We start from the raw sequence: 19,965 nt of genomic DNA, 5'->3' as shown, positions 1-19,965 counted from the left end.
GGGCACACCACGAGTCTAGCTCACCAGGGCCTGCTGGCGAGGCCCCTCAGCGCAGATGGCGTCCGCCATCGACGGCCATCACGGTACCGGTCACGTAACGATTGTCGAGCAGGTAGCGCAGACTCTGATAGATCACACCGGGGCCAGGCACCATGTCCATCAACGACTTCGCTCGCGCCTTGGCGGCATAGGCCTCGTCATCCTGTTCGTTCAGCATGATCAGCGCCGGCGCGATGGCATTGACCTGGATCTCAGGGGCGTACTGGGCCGCGAAGGATAGCGTCAGGTTATCCAATCCGGCCTTCGTCGCCGCATAGGCCGCGTGCTTCTTGGACCCCTTTTGCACGACGTAGTCGGTCATGTGGATGATATCGCGCTGGGGTTCGCTGCAGGCGTCGAGCAGGCTCTTGGCGTGCAGGTTGATCAGGTAAGGCGCCAGCATGTGGACGCGAAACAACCGCTCGAAGTTGGCCCCGGCGTCGCTGTCCAGGCTGTCCGGCGCCCAGTCACTGGCATTGTGGACGATTGCCCGCAAAGCGTTAGTCTGGCCCTTGAGGCGCTCGATGAAGTCAAGAATGCCGGCTTCACTGGAAAAATCAGCCTGAAGGGTCACGATGCCTCGCTGGCGCATGCTGTCCAGCTCCGCTCGCTCACGGCGATAGCTGACGATGACCGGATGTCCATCTTGCACCAGGCGCTCGGCACAGTGCCTCCCCAGCCGCTGGGCGCCACCGGTAATCAGGATCGGCGACGCGCTCACGGGGCCTCTTCCTTGATCAGGCTGCCGACCACCGGCACCAAGGGGTCACGCGGGGCATAGGCAAACACATCGGAAAACACCCGGGACGGCTCAAGACCCAGCGACGCCAGCACATCGACGCACGCATAGACCATGCCAGGAGAGCCGGACAGGTAGACATCATCCTGTGACACATCCTCCAGGTGATCGCCCAGCGCCGCATCGATACGGCCATGGTGGGCGTATACCCGCTCACCATCGAAGCCTTCCTCGAAACCCGCCTCACAGACCGCGTGGAACACCAGGTTGTCGCACTCGGACACCCACTGTCGCGCCAGCTCCTCTGCATACAGGTCGCGTCGCTCCTTCGCTGCCCACCACAGGGTGATGGGACGCTCGGGATGCTGGTGACGGGCTGCCTCGACGATGGCCTTCATCTGGGCAAAGCCTGTGCCAGCGGCAATCAGCGTCAGGGGCCGGACACTCGATTCGTCCAGCACACAGTCACCGCTGGGCAAGCGCACCGTCAGGTGCTCCGCCACCACCAGCATGGCGCGCAGTTGCGCCGAGTTGGAGCGCTCCGGCCAGTGTTGAATGTGCAGCTCCAGTCTGCCGTCATCGCGATGGCGACTGGCGATCGAGAACGGCACCCAGCAGTCGTCTGACAGACGCATCTCCAGATACTGCCCCGGCGCATGCGCCATGGCCTCGGCGCGTCCTTCAAGCACCACACGAAATACGTCAGGAGTGAGATCCTCGACCTCGATAACCTGGCAGGTCAGGGTCCTTGCCGTCATGTCGACCTCTTGTCGGTGTCAGGGAGGGGAATACCATAGTCGTCCCAGCGTTCGCTGACCCGGGACTTTATGCTGTCGTCCATGCTGATCGCCACGCCCCACTCACGATCGGTCTCACCGGGCCACTTGCTGGTCGCATCCAGCCCCATCTTGGAGCCGAGTCCGGCGACCGGAGAGGCAAAATCCAGGTAGTCGATAGGCGTGTTCTCGACCATCACGGTATCCCGGGCAGGGTCCATGCGGGTCGTGATCGCCCAGATCACGTCTTCCCACTGGCGGGCGTCGACGTCGTCATCCAGCACGATAACGAACTTGGTGTACATGAACTGACGCAGAAAGCTCCAGACCCCCATCATCACGCGCTTGGCGTGGCCAGGGTACTGCTTCTTCATGGTCACCACCGCCATGCGGTACGAACAGCCTTCCGGAGGCAGATAGAAGTCGACGATCTCGGGAAACTGGCGACGCAGGATCGGCACGAACACTTCGTTCAAGGCAAGCCCGAGAATCGCCGGCTCATCTGGGGGGCGACCGGTGTAGGTCGAGTGATAGATGGCATCCTTGCGCATGGTCATGCGCGTCACCGTAAACACCGGAAACGTCTCTACCTCATTGTAGTAGCCGGTGTGGTCACCATAAGGCCCTTCTGGCGCCGTATCATCGGGGTAGAGAAACCCCTCAAGGATGATTTCGGCGGACGCCGGTACCTGCAGGTCCGCATGACCACACTTCACCAGTTCGGTGCGCGACCCACGCAGCAGGCCGGCAAAGGCGTACTCGGACAGCGAGTCGGGCACGGGGGTGACGGCGCCCAGGATCGTGGCGGGGTCGGCTCCCAGAGCCACCGCTACGGGAAATGGCTCGCCAGGATGCTGTTGCTGGAATTCCTGGAAATCCAGGGCCCCACCGCGGTGGGACAGCCAGCGCATGATCAAGCGGTTCTTGCCGAGCTTCTGCTGACGATAGATGCCCAGGTTCTGGCGGGACTTGTGCGGGCCCTTGGTGATCACCAGTGGCCAGGTCACCAACGGCGCCGCATCACCGGGCCAGCAATGCTGGATCGGCAGCATGTCGAGATCGACCTCGTCACCCTCGAACACCCGCGCCTGGACAGGTGCGGAGCGCACGGTCTTGGGCCCCATGCTCATCACCTGCTTGAAGATCGGCAGTTTTTCCCAGGCGTCTCGGAAGCCCTTGGGGGGCTCCGGCTCCTTGAGAAACGCCAGTAGCTCGCCGACCTCGCGCAGCGCTTCCACCGACTCCTGCCCCATGCCCATGGCCACACGCTTCGGGGTGCCGAACAGGTTGCCCAGCAGCGGCATGTCGCTGCCCTTCACATTCTCAAACAGCAGCGCCGGTCCGCCGGCCCTCAAGGTCCGGTCACAGATCTCGGTAATCTCGAGATACGGATCCACTTCCGCGCTAACGCGCTTGAGCTCGCCAGCCGCCTCAAGACCCGCGATAAAGTCACGCAAGTCGCTATACTTCATGCGAATTTCTCGCTGTCAAATACACCAAAGGGGCAGCATAGCATGCTGCCCCTTCGACTGACCTCGAATGAACGACGATCAGCGCCGCTTCATGGCCTCAAAGAACTCGATATTGGTCTTGGTGTCCTTGAGTCGATCAATCAGGAACTCGGTCGCAGCCGTATCATCCATGGGATTGAGCAGCTTGCGCAGGATCCACATCCGCTGCATCTCGTCATCGGAGGCAATCAGGTCTTCGCGACGGGTGCCACTGCGACGGATGTTGAGAGCGGGATAGACGCGACGCTCGGCCAGGCGACGATCCAGATGGGCTTCCATGTTGCCGGTACCCTTGAACTCCTCGAAGATCACCTCGTCCATCTTGGAGCCGGTATCGACCAGAGCCGTCGCGATGATGGTCAGGCTGCCACCTTCCTCGATGTTTCGCGCGGCGCCGAAGAAGCGCTTTGGCTTCTCGAGTGCATGGGCATCGACACCACCGGTCAGCACCTTGCCCGAAGACGGCACCACGGTGTTGTAGGCACGGGCCAGACGAGTGATGGAGTCGAGCAGAATGACCACGTCCTTCTTGTGCTCGACCAGCCGCTTGGCCTTCTCGATGACCATCTCGGCGACCTGTACATGACGCGCCGGGGGCTCGTCGAAGGTAGACGCCACCACTTCGCCGCGCACTGTCCGCGACATCTCGGTCACTTCCTCCGGACGCTCGTCGATCAGCAGCACGATCAGCTGGCATTCGGGGTTGTTGCGCGTAATGGATGTCGCAATATTCTGCAACATCAGTGTCTTACCAGCCTTGGGCGGAGACACGATCAGACCACGCTGGCCCTTGCCGATGGGCGCCGTGAGGTCGATGATGCGGGCCGTCAGATCCTCGGTGGAACCGTTGCCGATTTCCATGCGCAGACGATCCTGCGGAAACAGCGGCGTGAGGTTCTCGAACAGGATCTTGTGCTTGGCGTTCTCCGGGCGATCAAGGTTGATCTGGCTGACCTTGAGCAAGGCAAAGTAGCGCTCGCCTTCCTTGGGGGGGCGAATCTTGCCGGAGATGGTGTCGCCCTTACGCAGGTTGAAGCGACGGATCTGAGAGGGCGAGACGTAGATGTCGTCGGGGCCGGCCAGGTAGGAACTGTCGGCACTGCGCAAAAATCCGAAACCGTCCTGAAGGATCTCCAGTACGCCATCGCCGAAGATGTCTTCGCCGCTCTTGGCGTGCTTCTTCAGAATGGCAAAAATGATGTCCTGCTTGCGGGACCGGGCCAGATTATCGATACCCATCTCGCGTGCGATATCGAGAAGCTCCGGCACGGGCTTTTGCTTGAGTTCGGTCAGATTCATCAGAGTTCAGAAATTACTCGTGGAAGCCGGGCGACAGGGCGCCGTGGGGCGAAAAAAGGACACGCCGATTGAGTGCGTTCAGAGCCCGGGGCTGCTCGTGCGAGGCCTGGTAAAGATGATAGGGCCATGGGCTGGACTCTCCAGAAGGGAGAACCACGCCAGCGTCTGGACGAGGGAGCAGATTCATTCGCCATTGCCAGATCTCGATTGCTGGAACCCTTAGGGGGGCTCTGGCAGAGCTGGCATCGTGCGGGCTGTCTGACGACTTGGGATGGTCACGCCGCGGCAGCGACGCGACCGGGAAAACACATTCGAAACAGGCGAATGACCCGATACTAGACAAGCCGGCGAGGGAACGCAAGCCCCCTGCCTCCCCCAGATCATTGACATACCAGAAAGCGATACGCAACCTTGACCCATCTCCAGTGAAGGACCCCACATGAACCAACCCTCGGATTCGCTCAGCGCCCTGCGTGAGACGCCCCATGACCCCGGCAAGGACCCTGCTCGCCTGGCCGCCATCGATCTGGGCTCCAACAGCTTCCACCTGCTGGTGGCCAATTATCAGGACGATCGGCTTCAGGTGGTGGCGCGACTGGGCGAAAAGGTCCAGCTGGCAGCCGGGCTCGACGAGGACGGTTACCTCAATGAGGACGCCATGGCGCGCGCACTGGACTGCCTGGGGCGCTTCGCCCCCTTCCTTGAAGGGATTCCGGCGACGCGCATGCGTGTCGTGGGCACCAACGCCCTGCGCGATGCCCACAATAGTCAGGAGCTGATCGATCGCGCCGAAGCCTTGCTCGGCACGCGCATCGAGATCATCGCCGGTCGCGAGGAAGCCCGCCTGATCTATCTGGGCGCGGCCCATGCCCTGGCGGAAAGCGGTCGACGCCTGATCGTGGATATCGGTGGCGGCTCCACCGAGTTCATCATCGGCGAACAGTTCGAGCCCAAGGCGCTGGAAAGCCTCTCCATGGGCTGCGTCACCTTCACCCGCCGCTTCTTCGGCGATGGCGACATCACCGAAAAGCGCATGCGTAACGCCGAGCTTGCCGCGCTGTCGGAGCTCGCCAACATCCGTCGCCCCTATCAACGTCTGGGCTGGGATGATCCGGTCGGCTCCAGCGGCACCATCAAGGCGGCAGCTGCGGTGTTGCATGCTGCAGGTGACTCCCCAGAGGGCGTCATCACTCGCGATGGGCTGGCCAAGCTGCGCAAGCGTCTGATCAAGACCAAACAGCTGGACAAGGTGTCGATGGAGGGTCTGAAGGCCGATCGTGCACGAGTGTTTCCGGCCGGGGTGGCGATTCTCAGCGCTATCTTCGAAGCCTTTGAGCTGACGCAGATGCGCTTCGCCGATGGCGCCCTGCGCGAAGGGGTGCTCTACGACATGGCGGGCCGCAACAGTCCTGAGGACTCGCGCCTGAAGAGCCTGGAGACGCTGGCCCGCTACAATGCCGTGGACACACGCCAGGCCGACAATGTCGCCGCCTCGGCACGGGCCATGTTCGAGCAGGTCAAGCAGGACTGGAACCTGGACGAGGAGCGCGGACGCTATCTGGAATGGGCCGCCTGGATGCATGAGATCGGCCAATCCATCTCCCATAGCCAGTTCCACCGTCACGGCGCCTATCTGCTCGAATACTCCGACCTGGCTGGCTTTTCTCGCCCGGAGCAGCGCCTGCTGTCTTTCCTGGTACGGGCACACCGCCGCAAGTTTCCGCTCAAGGAGTGGCAAGCGCTGCCCGAAAGCGAACAGCGCGACAGCCAGCGCCTGGCCCGGCTGTTGCGCCTGGCGGTCATTCTCAACCATTCGCGCCCCGAGCAAGCGCCCGCGGCGCCGCGCCTCGAGGTGGATGGCGACACCCTTCACCTGCACTACGAAGGTGGCGATGAGCCAGGACTCTTGTGCACCGACCTGGAACGAGAAGCCGACTATCTTGCCAGCACCGACTTCGCGCTGGTGCTACATGCGGTGACCCCTGACAGCTGACGACGTGGCCAGACAACAGACGCACGCTGGCGGGATCACCTAGCGGGTTCATGTACTAAGTTCCCGTCGGCGAGCAAACTCCCGTCAGGGAATGGCCGTCCAGCCTTGTGCTACCGCGATCCAGGCCCCTGAAGCGGCATCCAGCACCGCGACGCATTCGTCCGCTCGCCACAGCAGCACGATATGACAACGCTGCCAGGGAGGCACCGCAGCCTCCTGCAGCAGCCGCTTCACATCGCGCCGTCCACGGCCTTCCAGGCGAATGCGCTCTCCCCCCTGGCGCGCTCGCAGCGTCAGCAGGCAACGGGCCTGGCCAGGAGGCGCGACCAGGGCAAGTGTCCTCCCTGCCACCACGACCTCACGCCCAGACCACCATGGCATCTCCGGCAGCGAGACCGGGGTCGTGCGGCTGTCCGCCAGCAGATACAAGGTGCCGCGCCAGCAACGCGCTTCGCCACCTGACCAGTGGATTCTCACCTCGGCATCACGTCGGGCCCGGCACTGGGACATGATCTCATCCAGCCGTGTCCCCGGTGGCGTGGCCAGGTCCAGACAGCGCAGACACCAGCCCAGCAGCCAGCGCTGGCGCGGTCGCGACAGCGCCAGTAGTCCATTTAGCGGCAACCTGGCCGGATCGCCCCCCAGCCTGTCCAGATCCTCCTGGGCGTATTCCTCGAGCAGCGATACCGCCTCACCAGCATGCCGTGCACTGGCGGACAGCGCTTGAAGGGCTTCAGGCCAACGCTCCAGCAGTGACGGCACCAGCCGATGGCGCAGGAAATTGCGATCCAGCGACAGGTCCTGGTTGCTGGGATCCTCGATCCAGGCGAGCCTTCGCCTGGCGGCCTCCTTCTCCAGCGCGAGGCGTCCGACACTCAATAGCGGACGGACGATGACACGTCCTTGCTGCTGACGGCGTGTCGGCATGCCAGCCAACCCCATCACCCCCGACCGACGCAGGGCCGCCAGCCAGAAGGTCTCGGCCTGGTCATCAGCGTGCTGCGCCAGCCACAGATGATCTCCAGGCTCCATGATGTCCATAAAGGCCTGGTAGCGGGCCGCCCTGGCCGCCGCCTCGAGGCCCTTGCCCGCAAGATCGACATTGACCCGGACCACCTTCAGCGCGACGCCCTGCTCGCGACACAAGGAGCGACTGTGGCGCGCAAAGTCGTCCGCCGCCGGCTGCAGGCCATGGTGGACATGAATCGCACTGAGCGCACGCCCACGGCGCCGGCAGGCATCCGCGGCCAGTGCCAGCAGCACGCAGGAATCCAGTCCTCCCGAAAGCCCCACCCATAGCGTGCGATCAGCGGGCACGTCATCGATAAAGGGCTCGACAATGGCCTCAAGGCCAGGGGACTCAGACATGCCTGCTCTCCACCCGATACCCGGGCATCACATGCAAGCGGCCCCTATCGCAGAACGACAGGGGCCGCGGGGTTACCACGAAGACCCGACGCTTCAGGCGGGGGCGCCGTAGCTCATCAGGCGCTCATAGCGACGTGCCAACAGGGCGTCGCTGTCCAGAGCGTCCAGGCGCTCCAGACTCTCGCTGATGGCGTCACGCACTCGCGTCGCTGCCTCGTAAGGGAAGCGGTGCGCACCGCCCAGCGGCTCCTTGATCAGGTTATCGACGAAACCGAGCTCCTTGAGACGGCTGGCGGTAATCCCCATGGCCTGAGCGGCATCGCTGGCGCGTTCCGCGCTCTTCCACAGGATCGAGGCACACCCCTCAGGAGAAATGACCGAGTAGGTGGAGTACTCAAGCATCATCAGCTCGTCACAGACACCGATGGCCAGGGCGCCACCGGAGCCACCTTCACCTACCACGGTGGAGACGATGGGGGTCTTGAGACGCGACATCACCGCCAGGTTATAGGCGATGGCCTCGCTCTGGCCGCGCTCTTCCGCGTCGATACCTGGATAGGCGCCAGGGGTGTCGATGAAGGTCAGCACCGGCATCTTGAAGCGCTCGGCCATTTCCATCAAACGGCACGCCTTGCGGTAGCCTTCCGGGCGGGGCATGCCGAAATTGCGGCGGACCTTCTCCTTGACGTCGCGGCCCTTCTGATGACCGATGATCATCACCGGACGATCATTGAGACGCGCAACACCGCCGACGATAGCGGCGTCATCGGCAAACTCGCGATCACCATGCAGCTCATCGAAGTCGCTGAACACATGCTCGAGATAGTCCAGCGTGTACGGGCGCTGCGGATGGCGAGACAGCTGCGATACCTGCCACGGCGTCAGATCCTTGAAGATCGACTCGGTCAGCTTGCGGCTCTTTTCCTCAAGGCGCGAAATCTCGTCAGCCAGGCTGACCTGACTGTCGTTGCCGACCAGACGAAGCTCTTCGATCTTGGCCTGCAGTTCGGCGATGGGCTGTTCGAAATCGAGATAGTTGGGGTTCATGGGCCAGCCTTGTGATCATGGTCAGGCGGGCGCGACCGCAGGTCGCAGGCCCACCCATGGCAAATAAAAAGTGGTGTGCATTATCGCACCCTGACGGGGCCACGCAAGGCGCAGCCGTCCAGCGACCTTAACGCCGCAGCGTATTTTGGCCGCCTCAGCGATACTTGAGACGTACGCCATCCTGTCCTTCGACATCCCTCAGGGCGATCAACAGGTCATCAGATGGCAGGACCTTCCACTGCTCGTCGAACTCCAGCCAGCCGGTAGCGTCGACATTGCGATAGCGCAGGCGCACCGGCAGGCCTTCTTCATGTCGATGGGGCTCAAGGCTTGCGCGCAGGCTGTCAATCAACCGGCCGTTCGCCTGACGACCATCCACCGAGACCTCCACCGCCTGGCCAAAGCGCGAGCGTGCCTGGACCATGGGGGTGACGTCCTTGCCTCGCAGGCGCAGGCCACCGGAGTAGTCATCGCTGGAGACTTCTCCTTCGACGATCAGCACCTCGGCATTGTCGAGCTGTTCACGCACGCTGTCATACAGCTCGCCGAACAGTGACGCCTCGATCCGCCCCGTGCGGTCGTCCAGGGTAAGGAAGGCCATGGTGTCGCCCCGCTTGGACTTCATGGTGCGCTGCGCCACCACCAGCCCGGCCACCCGCTGCGGCTCCCGGGAAGGCTTCAAGTCCGCGATGCGGGTCGAGACAAAACGTGCCAGCTCCTCTTCGTACTCATCGATGGGGTGACCCGTCAGATAGAGACCAAGGGTGTCCTTCTCGCCGGCCAGCCGATCGCGATCGCTCCATTCCCGCACGCGCAGGTAGTCCGCATAAGGATCGCTGGCCCCTTCATCGGCGTCCGGTGCAAACGCTTCGCCGAACAGGTCCATCATCCCGGCGTTGTGATTCTTGTGACTCTGCGCAGCGGCCTTGAGGGCGTCATCCAGGGCCGCGCTGAGCACCGCACGATTGGGCCCCAGGTTATCCAGCGCCCCGGAGCGGATCAGCGCCTCCAGGGTACGCTTGTTCATGCGCTTGGGGTCGATACGGCGACAGAAGTCGAACAGATCGGTAAAGGGGCCTTCGGCGGTACGCGCCTCGACAATGGCGCCGATCGGACCTTCCCCCACGCCACGAATGGCACCCAGGCCATACACCACCCGGCCTTCATCATCGACCGTGAACTTGTAGCCGCCCACGTTGACGTCCGGTGGCGTGACCGTGAGCTTGAGATGGCGACACTCCTCGATCAGCGGCACCACCTTGTCCAGGTTGTCCATTTCGGTGGACATCACCGCCGCCATGAACGGGCCCGGGTAATGCGCCTTGAGCCAGGCGGTCTGGTAGGACACCAGCGCGTAGGCCGCCGAGTGGGACTTATTGAAGCCGTAACCGGCAAACTTTTCCACCAGGTCGAAGATGTTGCCAGCGAGGTCCGCATCGATGCCGTTGGCCGCACAGCCTTCCATGAAACCGGTACGCTGCTTGGCCATCTCTTCCGGCTTCTTCTTACCCATCGCGCGCCGCAACAGGTCAGCCTGACCCAAGGAGTAGCCCGCCATCACCTGGGCAATCTGCATCACCTGCTCCTGGTACAGGATGATGCCGTAAGTCGGCTGCAGCACGGGCTTCAGCAGCTCGTGCTGGTAGTCCGGGTGGGGGTAGGAGATCTCCGCCCGTCCGTGCTTACGGTTGATGAAGTCATCGACCATGCCGGACTGCAGCGGCCCCGGGCGGAACAGTGCCACCAGTGCGATCATGTCCTCCAGCGAGTCCGGCAAGAGGCGCTTGATCAGCTCCTTCATCCCCCGGGATTCCAGCTGGAACACCGCGGTGGTCTCGGCCTTCTTGAGCATCTCGAAGGTCTTGCCGTCGTCCAGCGGGATCGCATCGATATCCAGCGCCCCCTTGCCCTCGCTGGCGCGCACCCGATCGACCATCTCCAACGCCCAATCGATGATGGTCAGCGTACGCAAGCCCAGGAAGTCAAACTTGACCAGTCCGGCATCCTCGATGTCGTTCTTGTCAAACTGAACGACCAGCCCGGAGCCATCCTCGTCACATAACAGCGGTGAGAAGTCGGTTAGCTTGGTGGGCGCGATGACGACGCCCCCGGCGTGCTTGCCGGTGCCTCGCGTCACCCCCTCGAGCTTGAGCGCCATGTCCCAGATTTCCTGGGCTTCCTCATCTACCTCAATGAATTCCTTGAGCTGGGGCTCCTCTTCGATGGCCTTGGACAACGTCATGCCCACCTCGAAGGGAATCAGCTTGGACAGCTTGTCCCCCAGCGAGTACGGCTTGCCCTGGGCGCGGGCAACGTCTCGCACCACGGCCTTGGCCGCCATGGTGCCGAAGGTGACGATCTGCGACACCGCGTTACGGCCATAGCGCTCGGCCACGTAATCGATGACGCGATCACGTTTTTCCATGCAGAAGTCGACGTCAAAGTCCGGCATCGACACCCGCTCGGGGTTCAGAAAGCGCTCGAACAGCAGGTCATACTGGATCGGATCGAGATCGGTGATCTTCTGCGCGTAGGCCACCAGCGAGCCGGCACCGGAGCCGCGCCCCGGCCCTACCGGCACATCGTTGTCCTTGGCCCACTGGATAAAGTCCATCACGATCAGGAAGTAACCGGGGAACCCCATCTGCAGGATGATGTCCAGCTCGAAGTCCAGGCGCTCTCGGTAGCGCTTCTCGAGCGCCGCCCAGTCGTCGCTGTCGCGTGGGTGGCTGTCCACCGGGTAAAGAGCGTCAAGGCGCTCGGTCAGGCCATCGTGGGAGATCTTGCGGAAGAACTCGTCCTGGGTCATGCCCTCGGGAATACCGTATTCCGGCAGGAAGATCTCGCCCAGGCGAACGTTGACGTTACAACGCGCGGCGATCATGACGCTGTTTTCCAGCGCCGCGGGAATATCGGCAAACAGCTCCGCCATCTCCTGTGGCGACTTGAGGTACTGTTCCTCGGTGTAGCGCCGCTCGCGACGGGGGTCATCCAGCGCCTTGCCCTCGCCAATGGCCACGCGGGTTTCGTGGGCCCAGAAGTCCTCACGCTTGAGGAAGCGCACATCGTTGGTCGCCACTACCGGAACCCCGGTGTCCATGGCCAACGCCACCGACGCATGCACGCAGTCTTCTTCCAGCGGGCGACCGGTCCGGGTCAGCTCCAGATAGAAACGGCCGGGAAACGCCTGACACCATTCATCCAGCAAACGCCGCGCATCGGCATGATGATCGCTGAGCAAATGGCGGCCCACGTCCCCTTCACGCCCACCAGACAGCGCAATCAAGCCTTCGCTCTGCTCCAGTACCCAGGCTTTCTCCAGGTAAGCCCGGTCCTGACGCTGGCCCTCGACCCAGCCGCGAGAGATCAGCTCGGTCAGGTTGCGATAGCCGACGTCATTCATCGCCAGCAGCGTCACCCGATACGGATGATCCAGGTCATGGGCGTTGACCAGCCACAGGTCGGCACCGATCACGGGTTTCATGCCAGCGCCCTGGACCCCGTTGTAGAACTTCACCAGGCCGAACAGATTGGATTCATCGGTCAACGCCAGCGCTGGCGCGCCATGCTCGACGCCAGCCTTGACGTAAGGCTTGAGGCGCACCAGGCCGTCAACCAGAGAGAACTCGCTATGGACGCGAAGATGAACGAAAGGAGCGGACATGTGAAAGCCTTACCTCGACCCGCCGTGGCGGGGCTGTGAATACGGGTCAGAAAAGCGCCAGCTGGCGCTTGACAGGGGCAAAGGAGCGACGATGTTCGTCGAGTGGCCCCAGACGTTCCAGCGCGGCCAGATGTTCAGCCGTCGGGTAGCCCTTGTGGCGGGCAAAACCATAGTCAGGATAGCGCCGGTCGAGCGACACCATGGCAGCATCCCGCGCCACCTTGGCGAGGATGGATGCGGCGGCGATGGCCGGGTGACGGGCATCACCCTTGACCACAGCCTGGCCGGGAACATGATGCCCGGGGAGGCGATTGCCGTCCACCAGCAGGTATTCAGGCGAAGGCATCAGCCCATCGATGGCACGGCGCATGGCAAGATGCGTGGCGTGGTAGATATTAAGCTGATCGATTTCCTCGGGGCTGGCGGCTGCCACGTGGAAGGCCAGCGCACGTTCACGAATCAGCCCGTCGAGGGCTTCTCGGCGCTTGGCCGACAACGCCTTGGAATCGGTCAGCCCGTCGATGGGCCGCTCGGGATCCAGGATCACCGCCGCGGCGACCACCGCGCCGACCAACGGCCCGCGCCCGACCTCATCCACCCCAGCCAGGAGCTGGCCATCATAGTCCACCACCAATGGCGGCAACGGCGCCTTCGCGGCGCGCCCCTTGCGAGCCGAATCAGCGGCCATCCGTGTCTCCTCGGGCCTGCGTAGGTGCAGCGCCGGTGTCGCTATCCTGAGAAGCCAGCTTGTGAGAAGCGCCTGCGGCGGTCTTATGAGAAGCGCCCGCGGCGGTCTTGTGAGAAGCGCCCGCGGCGGTCTTATTAGAGGCACCTGCGGCGGTCTTATTAGAGGCGCCAGCGTCGCTCACGGCACTGTCCGGGTCCGCCACCTCCTGCGCACACTCCGGGGCCACACTCGGTGGCAACGGCCGACCTGCCACCAGCGCTTCGATGGCCTCCGCCGCGCGACGGCTGGCATCACGCTGCAGGCCTTCATGCATCGCCGCGAAGCGCGTCTCGAGCGCGCTACGCCCCTGGGGATCCGACAACATGGCCTCCAGCTGCCGGGCAATCGCTTCGGCATTGGCCTCGTCCTGAATCAGTTCAGGCACCAGCGACTCCTGGGCGATCAGGTTCGGCAGCGAGATCCACGGGGTCTTGACCATCCAGCGAGCAATCCGATGCGTCATCGGCGCCATGCGATAGCCCACCAGCATCGGCCGGTGACACAGCATGGCTTCCAGCGCCGCCGTACCCGAGGCGAGCAGAACCAGGTCGCTGGCCACCATGGCTTCGCGGGCCTGACCGTCCAGCAGCATGACGCGATCGCGAAGAGCCGGCCGCTGTTGCAGCAGAACCTCGAGCTCCTGGCGACGCTCGGGCGTGGCAGCCGGAATCACCACCCGCAGGCGCTCACGCGTTTCCACCAGTCGCTGTGCGGCCTCCACAAAGGTCGCCGCCATGAAACGCAGTTCATTGCGCCTGGAACCTGGCAGCAGCGCCAGTACTTCTTCGTCCGGCTCGAGCCCAAACGCCCTGCGGGCAGACTGCCGATCGTTCACCAGCGGCAGCTCGTCAGCCAGCGGGTGGCCGACGAAGGCCACCGGCACGCGATGTTTGACGTAGAAGGCTGCCTCGAACGGCAAGAAGGTCAGCATGGCATCCACCGAGCGGGCAATGCCCTTGACCCGCCCCTGGCGCCAGGCCCATACCGACGGACTGACGTAATGAGCCGTGGTGATACCCGCCTCGCGCAGCTGTCGCTCGAGCCCCAGATTGAAGTCAGGCGCATCGATGCCCACCATGATGTCAGGCTGCCATGCCAGCGCGTCGCGGCGCAGATGGCGACGCACACGCACCAGCTCGGGCAGGTGCTTGAGCACCTCGACCAGGCCCATGACCGACAGGGTTTCCAGGGGATACAGTGACGCCAGGCCCTCGGCCAGCATGCGTGGCCCGCCAAGCCCACGAAACTCGACGCCAGGATGTCGCGCCTTGAGCGCGCGCATCAATCCCGCGCCAAGAATGTCGCCAGACAATTCTCCGGCGACCAGGTAGACACGGCGGACAGGGACGGCGTCACTCTCGGCTTGGCGAACGACGTGGGTCATGGGGGCTCCCCGGATCAGCGATGGAGTGTCCCGGGGGCAGCGGCCTCACCGGTTGGTCAGGCAAGGCCGCTGTTCATCAGCGGATAATGCCCCGGGTAGACGCCTCGATGGAGGCCACGAAGGCGTCGGTTTCCGCCAGCGAGAACCGCTGGCGAATCTCGGCGACCGCTTGCTCGACGGTCAGTCCCTGCCGGTAGACCAGCTTGTAGGACTCGTTGAGCGCGCGGATCGCCTCACTGGCAAAGCCACGCCGCTTGAGGCCGACCACATTGAGACCATGGGCCTGAGCAGGGTTGCCGTTGATCATCACGAAGTCGGGTGTGTCCTTGGTGATGATCGAGCCTCCCCCGGCCATGGCATGGGAACCAAAGCGGCAGAACTGATGGATCGCCGACAGACCGCCGATAATGGCGAAATCGCCCAACTGCACATGTCCGGCCAGGGTCACCTGGTTGGCCAGAATACAGTCATCGCCGATGATGCAGTCATGCCCGACATGGACATAGGCCATGAACAGATTGCGCGAACCGATGGTGGTCTCGCTGCGATCCTGCACGGTGCCTCGGTGCAGGGTGACACCCTCACGGACAACGTTGTCATCGCCCATCACCAGGCGCGTCGGTTCTCCGTTGTACTTCTTGTCCTGGCAAGCCTCGCCGACAGACGCAAACTGAAAGATGCGATTGCGCTTGCCAAGAACCGTCGGCCCCTGCACCACGACATGGGGACCAATCACGGTGCCTTCGCCAATCTCGACGTCGGGACCAATCACGCTGAAGGGCCCAACCTCGACATCGTCGGCCAGGCGGGCGCCGGGATCTACGATGGCGGACGGATGTATCAAGCGATCTTCCTCTCGGCGCAGATGATGTCGGCTTCACAGGCCAGCTCACCTTCCACGGTGGCACGGCACTTGAACTTCCAGATGCCGCGCTTGGCCCGCTCGACCTCGGCACGCAGCTGCAGGGTATCACCAGGCATGACCGGACGCTTGAAGCGCACGTTATCGCTACCGACGAGGTAGTACACGTAGCCGTCGGCGGGCAGCTTATTGACCGTCTTGAAGCCAAGAATGCCGCAGGCCTGGGCCAGCGCCTCGACCACCAGCACCCCCGGCATGATGGGATGGTGCGGGAAGTGACCATTGAAGAACGGCTCGTTGATGCTGACATTCTTGTAGGCAACGATGGTCTCGCCGTGGGTCAATTCCGTGACCCGATCCACCAGCAAGAAAGGATAGCGGTGGGGCAGATATTCGCGAATCTCGTTGATGTCCATAACCATCGTAGCGACCTCTAAAATGACAAGAGCCCTTCTCCGAGAAGGACACGAGCGGCGTCGGGCTTGCGCGCCGAGCCGACAATAGGCGGTGGATTATACCGACCTGAACCACCCCCTCAAGTATCGCTGGAATCCCGCTTCTCCAGGCGACTGACGCGCTTGGCGATACTGTCGAGCTGCTTGAAGCGCACGGCATTGCGGCGCCACTGGCTATTTTCCATGGCACCGGTGCCGGAGGAGTAGACTCCCGGCTCAAGAATCGAGTTGGTGACCAGGCTCATGCCAGTGACCTGCACGCCGTCACTGATGGTCAGGTGCCCGGACAAGCCGACCCCGCCTCCCAGCATGCAGTGGCGTCCCACCCGAGTGGAACCCGCAATGCCGACGCAGCCGGCTAGGGCGCTGTGATCACCGATCTGCACGTTGTGCGCGATCTGCACCTGGCTATCGATCTTGACGTCGTTACCGATCACGGTGTCACCGAGTGCACCGCGATCAATGCTGGAACAGCTGCCGACCTCGACATCATCGCCCAGCACCGCACCACCCAGCTGGGCAATCTTGCGCCAGCCACTTCCATCGTGGGCAAAGCCGAAGCCGTCGCCGCCAATCACGCAGCCACTGTGCAAGATCACCCGCTTGCCGATGACCACCCCGTGATACAGCGTGACATTGGCATGCAGGAAACCGTCATCGTCGATCTGGCTGTCGCTTCCGATCACGCAGCCGGGACCTACGACAACGCGGTCGCCCAGCTTCACGCCGGATTCGACTACCGCATTGGGGCCGATGCAGACATCTTCACCCAGTACCGCATCGTCGGCCACCACGGCACTGTGATGCACACCCGGGCGATGAGCGCCGACCAGGGGATCGAGCAACCTGGAGAGCTCGGCGTACCCCAGATAGGGATTGTCCAGCACCAGTGCGGGCACTGGACAGGCTTCTAGATGATCAGGATGCAGCAATACGGCAGCGGCACGTGTAGAGGGAAGGTCCTTGAGGTAGGCCCGGTTGGCGAGAAAGCTGACCTGGTCAGGCCCGGCATCCTTGAGCGTCGCCAGCCCTCGCACGCGCTGATCGCCATCGCCGTGCAGGCGCGCGCCCAGTTGGCTGGCGATCTCGGAAAGGCTTGGCTGGGTGCGTGATGATTTCATGAATGACCGTGATGCGGTAACGATAAAATTCGAGAAAGGAAGCGCTGGTCACGCGCTGTCAGGGCGTGTCCAGCAACCGAGTCACCTCTGCGGTCAGGTCGGGCAGATCGCGGCTGCTGTGCAGCACGCCATCCGGCGTGACCAGCACGTCCACATCGTGGCGATCAATGACCTGCGCCACCGCCTCGTCGACACGACCTTCAAGGCGACTTATCAAACGCTGTTCGGTTTCCTGGCGAGCGTTGAGGATATCACGCCTTAGCCGATCGAATCGCTGTCCCTTCTGTTGAAACTCCTGGACGCTGGCGGGGTTCGGCTGCTGCCCCTGCTGGGCAAGCTCATCGGCCAACCCTTCCAGCTCCAGGCGAAGCACTTCAGCCTCTTGCTGCCACGGCCCCACCTGCTGCTGGAGGGACTGCATGGCACCTTGGGCCATGCGGGTGTCCAGCAGCGCTTGCTGCCAATCCAGCACCGCGACTCCCGAGGCCTGCGCCGCCTGCCATGGCAGGGCGGCACACGCCACGATGACTGCCAGGCAACGGCGCAGTCCACTCACTGACATCAGAACGTCTGACCGAGCGAGAACTGGAACACCTGGGTGTCATCCTCGTCCTTGTCATTAAGCGGTTCAGCGATACTGAAGGTCAGCGGCCCGACCGGCGTCAGCCAGGACACGCCGACACCCGCGCTGTAGCGAATATCACCGAACTCCACTCCGGAATCACACTTCTGGCGACCTTCGTCTTCAGACAGTACGTCATAGCACTCGGTCAGGAAGGTATTACCGGCATCGATGAACAGCGACGGCTGCACCGAACGCTTGTCTTCGACGAAAGGCATCGGGAAGATCAGTTCCATGCTGCCCTCGATCAGCACGTTACCGCCCAGCGTCTCGTCGTCACCGTCTTCACGCTCGGTCGTCAGCTGACCCAGGGTGTTGTCGGTGAAACCACGTACCGAGCCAAGACCACCGGCCAGAAAGTTCTCGTAGAACGGATAGGGGTCGCTCGAGTTGAGCGCGTCGGCGTAACCCACCTGTCCGCTGAACTTGAGTGACCAGGTTTCTTCCTCGTTGAACGGGAAGAACTGCTTGGCCTGGGCACGGGCCTTGTAGTACTCGGCGTCGCTGCCGGGCACACCCAGCTCCAGCGACAGGCGCTGGTAGTTACCGGCGGTGGGCATGATGCCCCGGTTCAGATCGTTTCGGGTCCAGCTACCGGTGACCGACAGGGTGTTGGCGTCATCACCTTCATCCAGCACGTAGCGCTTGATTTCCGACGGCGTGTCGTCATAGGTGTCGATCTCGAGCTTCTCGATGTTGGCGCCAAAGTTCATGCGCGTCAGCTCGTTGATCGGATAGCCGAAGTTAATGCCTGCCCCCAGCGCATCGGTGGAGTAGGTGGAGATATCGGAATCTTCGTAGTCGGTCGCGCGGTAGTAGAAGTTGTAGCCGCGAGAGATACCGTCAAGCGTCCAGTAGGGGTCAGTGAAACCAAAGTTGATGCTGGTGTAGGTATCACTCTTCTGGGCACCGATATTGACCCGATTGCCGCTACCCAGGAAGTTGTTCTGGGACAGCGAGGCGCCGTAGATGACGCCGGCACTCTGAGAGAAACCAAGGCTTGCCGAGAGCGAGCCAGAAGGCTGCTCTTCGACGTTGTAGGTGACATCGAGCTGGTCGCTTTCGCCCGGCACCGGCTCCGTCTGCACCTCGACCTGCTTGAAGAAGCCAAGACGTTCCAGGCGCTGACGCGATTGGGAAATGGCCTCGGTCGACGCCGGCGCGCTTTCCGCCTGGATCATCTCGCGGCGCAGCACCTCGTCCTTGGTCGTGGTGTTGCCGACAAACTGGATACGACGCACATAGGCGCGACGTCCGGGGGCGACCTGGAAGCTCAAGTCGACGGTTTCGCCGTCACTGCGTACTTCCGGGATGCCGTCGACCTCGGCGAAGGCAAAACCTTCTGCCCCAAGGCGCGAGCGCATGGCTTCAGAGGACGCAATGACCTTGCTGCGGGAGAACACGTCACCGGACTGGAACTGCAGCAGATCGCGGGCTTCTGCCTCGGCTACCTTCAGGTCGCCGACGAAGTTGATATCTCCGACCCGATAGCGGTTGCCTTCATCGACATTGATGGTGATGAAGATCCGGGACTTGTCAGGACTGATGGACACCTGACTCGAGGTGATCTCGAAATTCACGTAACCGCGGTCGAGATAGTAGGAGCGCAGGCGCTCCAAGTCACCCGCCAGGGCTTCCCGGGAGTATTCGTCGGCGGAGAACCAGCCAAAGAACAGGCCGGGATCATCCTCAAGCTCGAACTCATCGAGCAGGATATCGTCGGAAAAGGCCTCGTTGCCCACGATGTTGATCTGGCGAATCTTGGCAACGGCACCTTCATTGATATTGATATCGACGCGCACCCGGCCTTGGCCGACCGGCGTCACCTCAGTATCAATGCGGGCGCTGTAACGGCCCTGGGACTGGTACAGCCCCTCCAGCTCGCGCTTCATCTCGTCGATGGTCGACAGCTGCAGCACCTGGCCTTCACTGATCCCGGCCTGCTTCAGGCCGTTGCGCAGATCTTCATCGGTGATCTGTGAGTTGCCTTCGATATTGAGGGCTGAAATGGTCGGACGTTCCTCGACCTGGATGATCAGCACATCGCCCTCACGAGCAAGCTCGATATCTTCGAACAGCCCAGTGGCAAACAGCTGGCGCGCGGCGTCGGCCAGCTCGCGGTCATCCACCTGGTCGCGAGCGTTGACGGGAAACGCATTGAAGACGGATGCAGCGGAGACCCGTTGAAGGCCCTCCACACGAATGTCCGACACGGTAAAGGAATCCGCGTGCGCCACCTGGGCACAGGCGGTCAAGAGTGTCGCCAATCCGATGGTCTTGATTTTCATGCAGTCAATTCGCTCGCGTTGAGTCAGCGTACCTGTCCAGACAGGCACCTTATACATTTCTCCGCCTTAC

The 19,965-nt window shown here is 62.6% G+C and carries 14 protein-coding genes and 1 pseudogene; 1 reads left to right on the top strand and 14 read right to left on the bottom strand.

Features of this window, described 5'->3' with window-relative positions:
• Positions 1 to 46 precede the first annotated feature (46 nt).
• From folM to rho, 4 genes are all read right to left on the bottom strand, one after another.
• Complete coding sequence (gene folM / locus KUV86_RS01690; RefSeq protein WP_206940278.1) at positions 47 to 760, bottom strand: dihydromonapterin reductase; 714 nt, start codon at positions 758 to 760, stop codon at positions 47 to 49.
• Positions 757 to 1,536: an FAD-binding oxidoreductase gene (locus KUV86_RS01685; protein WP_222161570.1), complete on the bottom strand. Its 780-nt coding sequence runs from the start codon at positions 1,534 to 1,536 to the stop codon at positions 757 to 759. The genes folM and KUV86_RS01685 overlap by 4 nt, the downstream gene beginning before the upstream one ends.
• The gene (gene ubiD, locus KUV86_RS01680; RefSeq protein ID WP_206940282.1) at positions 1,533 to 3,026 is read right to left on the bottom strand and encodes a 4-hydroxy-3-polyprenylbenzoate decarboxylase; all 1,494 of its coding nucleotides are present in this window, start codon (positions 3,024 to 3,026) and stop codon (positions 1,533 to 1,535) included. Before ubiD ends, KUV86_RS01685 begins: the two co-directional genes overlap by 4 nt.
• A gap of 78 nt (positions 3,027 to 3,104) precedes the next feature.
• Entirely contained in the window at positions 3,105 to 4,364 is a 1,260-nt protein-coding gene (gene rho / locus KUV86_RS01675; protein WP_206940285.1) for a transcription termination factor Rho, read from the bottom strand.
• 439 nt (positions 4,365 to 4,803) lie between these two features.
• On the opposite strand from rho, the gene ppx reads away from it, so the two are divergent.
• The gene (gene ppx / locus KUV86_RS01670; protein ID WP_222161569.1) at positions 4,804 to 6,357 is read left to right on the top strand and encodes an exopolyphosphatase; all 1,554 of its coding nucleotides are present in this window, start codon (positions 4,804 to 4,806) and stop codon (positions 6,355 to 6,357) included.
• A gap of 84 nt (positions 6,358 to 6,441) precedes the next feature.
• On the opposite strand, the gene tilS is transcribed toward ppx, so the two are convergent.
• The 10 genes and pseudogenes from tilS to bamA form a co-directional block, all read right to left on the bottom strand.
• The gene (gene tilS, locus KUV86_RS01665) at positions 6,442 to 7,725 is read right to left on the bottom strand and encodes a tRNA lysidine(34) synthetase TilS (RefSeq protein ID WP_222483383.1); all 1,284 of its coding nucleotides are present in this window, start codon (positions 7,723 to 7,725) and stop codon (positions 6,442 to 6,444) included.
• 93 nt (positions 7,726 to 7,818) lie between these two features.
• Positions 7,819 to 8,772: an acetyl-CoA carboxylase carboxyltransferase subunit alpha gene (locus KUV86_RS01660; RefSeq protein ID WP_206940298.1), complete on the bottom strand. Its 954-nt coding sequence runs from the start codon at positions 8,770 to 8,772 to the stop codon at positions 7,819 to 7,821.
• A gap of 154 nt (positions 8,773 to 8,926) precedes the next feature.
• Positions 8,927 to 12,436, bottom strand: coding sequence for a DNA polymerase III subunit alpha (gene dnaE, locus KUV86_RS01655; protein ID WP_206940300.1), 3,510 nt, complete (start codon positions 12,434 to 12,436; stop codon positions 8,927 to 8,929).
• Between the two features lie 46 nt (positions 12,437 to 12,482).
• Complete coding sequence (rnhB, locus tag KUV86_RS01650) at positions 12,483 to 13,124, bottom strand: ribonuclease HII (protein ID WP_206940302.1); 642 nt, start codon at positions 13,122 to 13,124, stop codon at positions 12,483 to 12,485.
• Positions 13,125 to 13,356: 232 nt separating this feature from the next.
• Positions 13,357 to 14,547, bottom strand: a pseudogene (lpxB, locus tag KUV86_RS01645) (lipid-A-disaccharide synthase); the annotation flags it as partial.
• A 76-nt stretch (positions 14,548 to 14,623) separates the two neighbouring features.
• A complete protein-coding gene (gene lpxA / locus KUV86_RS01640) occupies positions 14,624 to 15,391 on the bottom strand; it encodes an acyl-ACP--UDP-N-acetylglucosamine O-acyltransferase (protein ID WP_206940305.1) in 768 nt (255 codons plus the stop codon).
• Positions 15,388 to 15,831, bottom strand: a complete 444-nt coding sequence (fabZ, locus tag KUV86_RS01635) for a 3-hydroxyacyl-ACP dehydratase FabZ (RefSeq protein ID WP_206940307.1) — start codon at positions 15,829 to 15,831, stop codon at positions 15,388 to 15,390. Before fabZ ends, lpxA begins: the two co-directional genes overlap by 4 nt.
• Positions 15,832 to 15,944: 113 nt before the next feature.
• Positions 15,945 to 16,985, bottom strand: a complete 1,041-nt coding sequence (lpxD, locus tag KUV86_RS01630; protein ID WP_222161565.1) for a UDP-3-O-(3-hydroxymyristoyl)glucosamine N-acyltransferase — start codon at positions 16,983 to 16,985, stop codon at positions 15,945 to 15,947.
• 58 nt (positions 16,986 to 17,043) lie between these two features.
• Complete coding sequence (locus tag KUV86_RS01625) at positions 17,044 to 17,547, bottom strand: OmpH family outer membrane protein (RefSeq protein ID WP_206940311.1); 504 nt, start codon at positions 17,545 to 17,547, stop codon at positions 17,044 to 17,046.
• On the bottom strand, positions 17,547 to 19,895 hold the full coding sequence (bamA, locus tag KUV86_RS01620) for an outer membrane protein assembly factor BamA (protein ID WP_206940312.1): 2,349 nt from the start codon (positions 19,893 to 19,895) through the stop codon (positions 17,547 to 17,549). The genes KUV86_RS01625 and bamA overlap by 1 nt, the downstream gene beginning before the upstream one ends.
• Between the last annotated feature and the right edge of the window lie 70 nt (positions 19,896 to 19,965).

It is taken from the genome of Halomonas sp. DP8Y7-3, assembly GCF_019801675.1.
Classification (GTDB): Bacteria; Pseudomonadota; Gammaproteobacteria; order Pseudomonadales; family Halomonadaceae; genus Halomonas; species Halomonas litopenaei_A.
The sequence above is the reverse complement of the archived record's forward strand: the minus strand, read 5'-3'. Positions and strand labels throughout refer to the sequence as shown.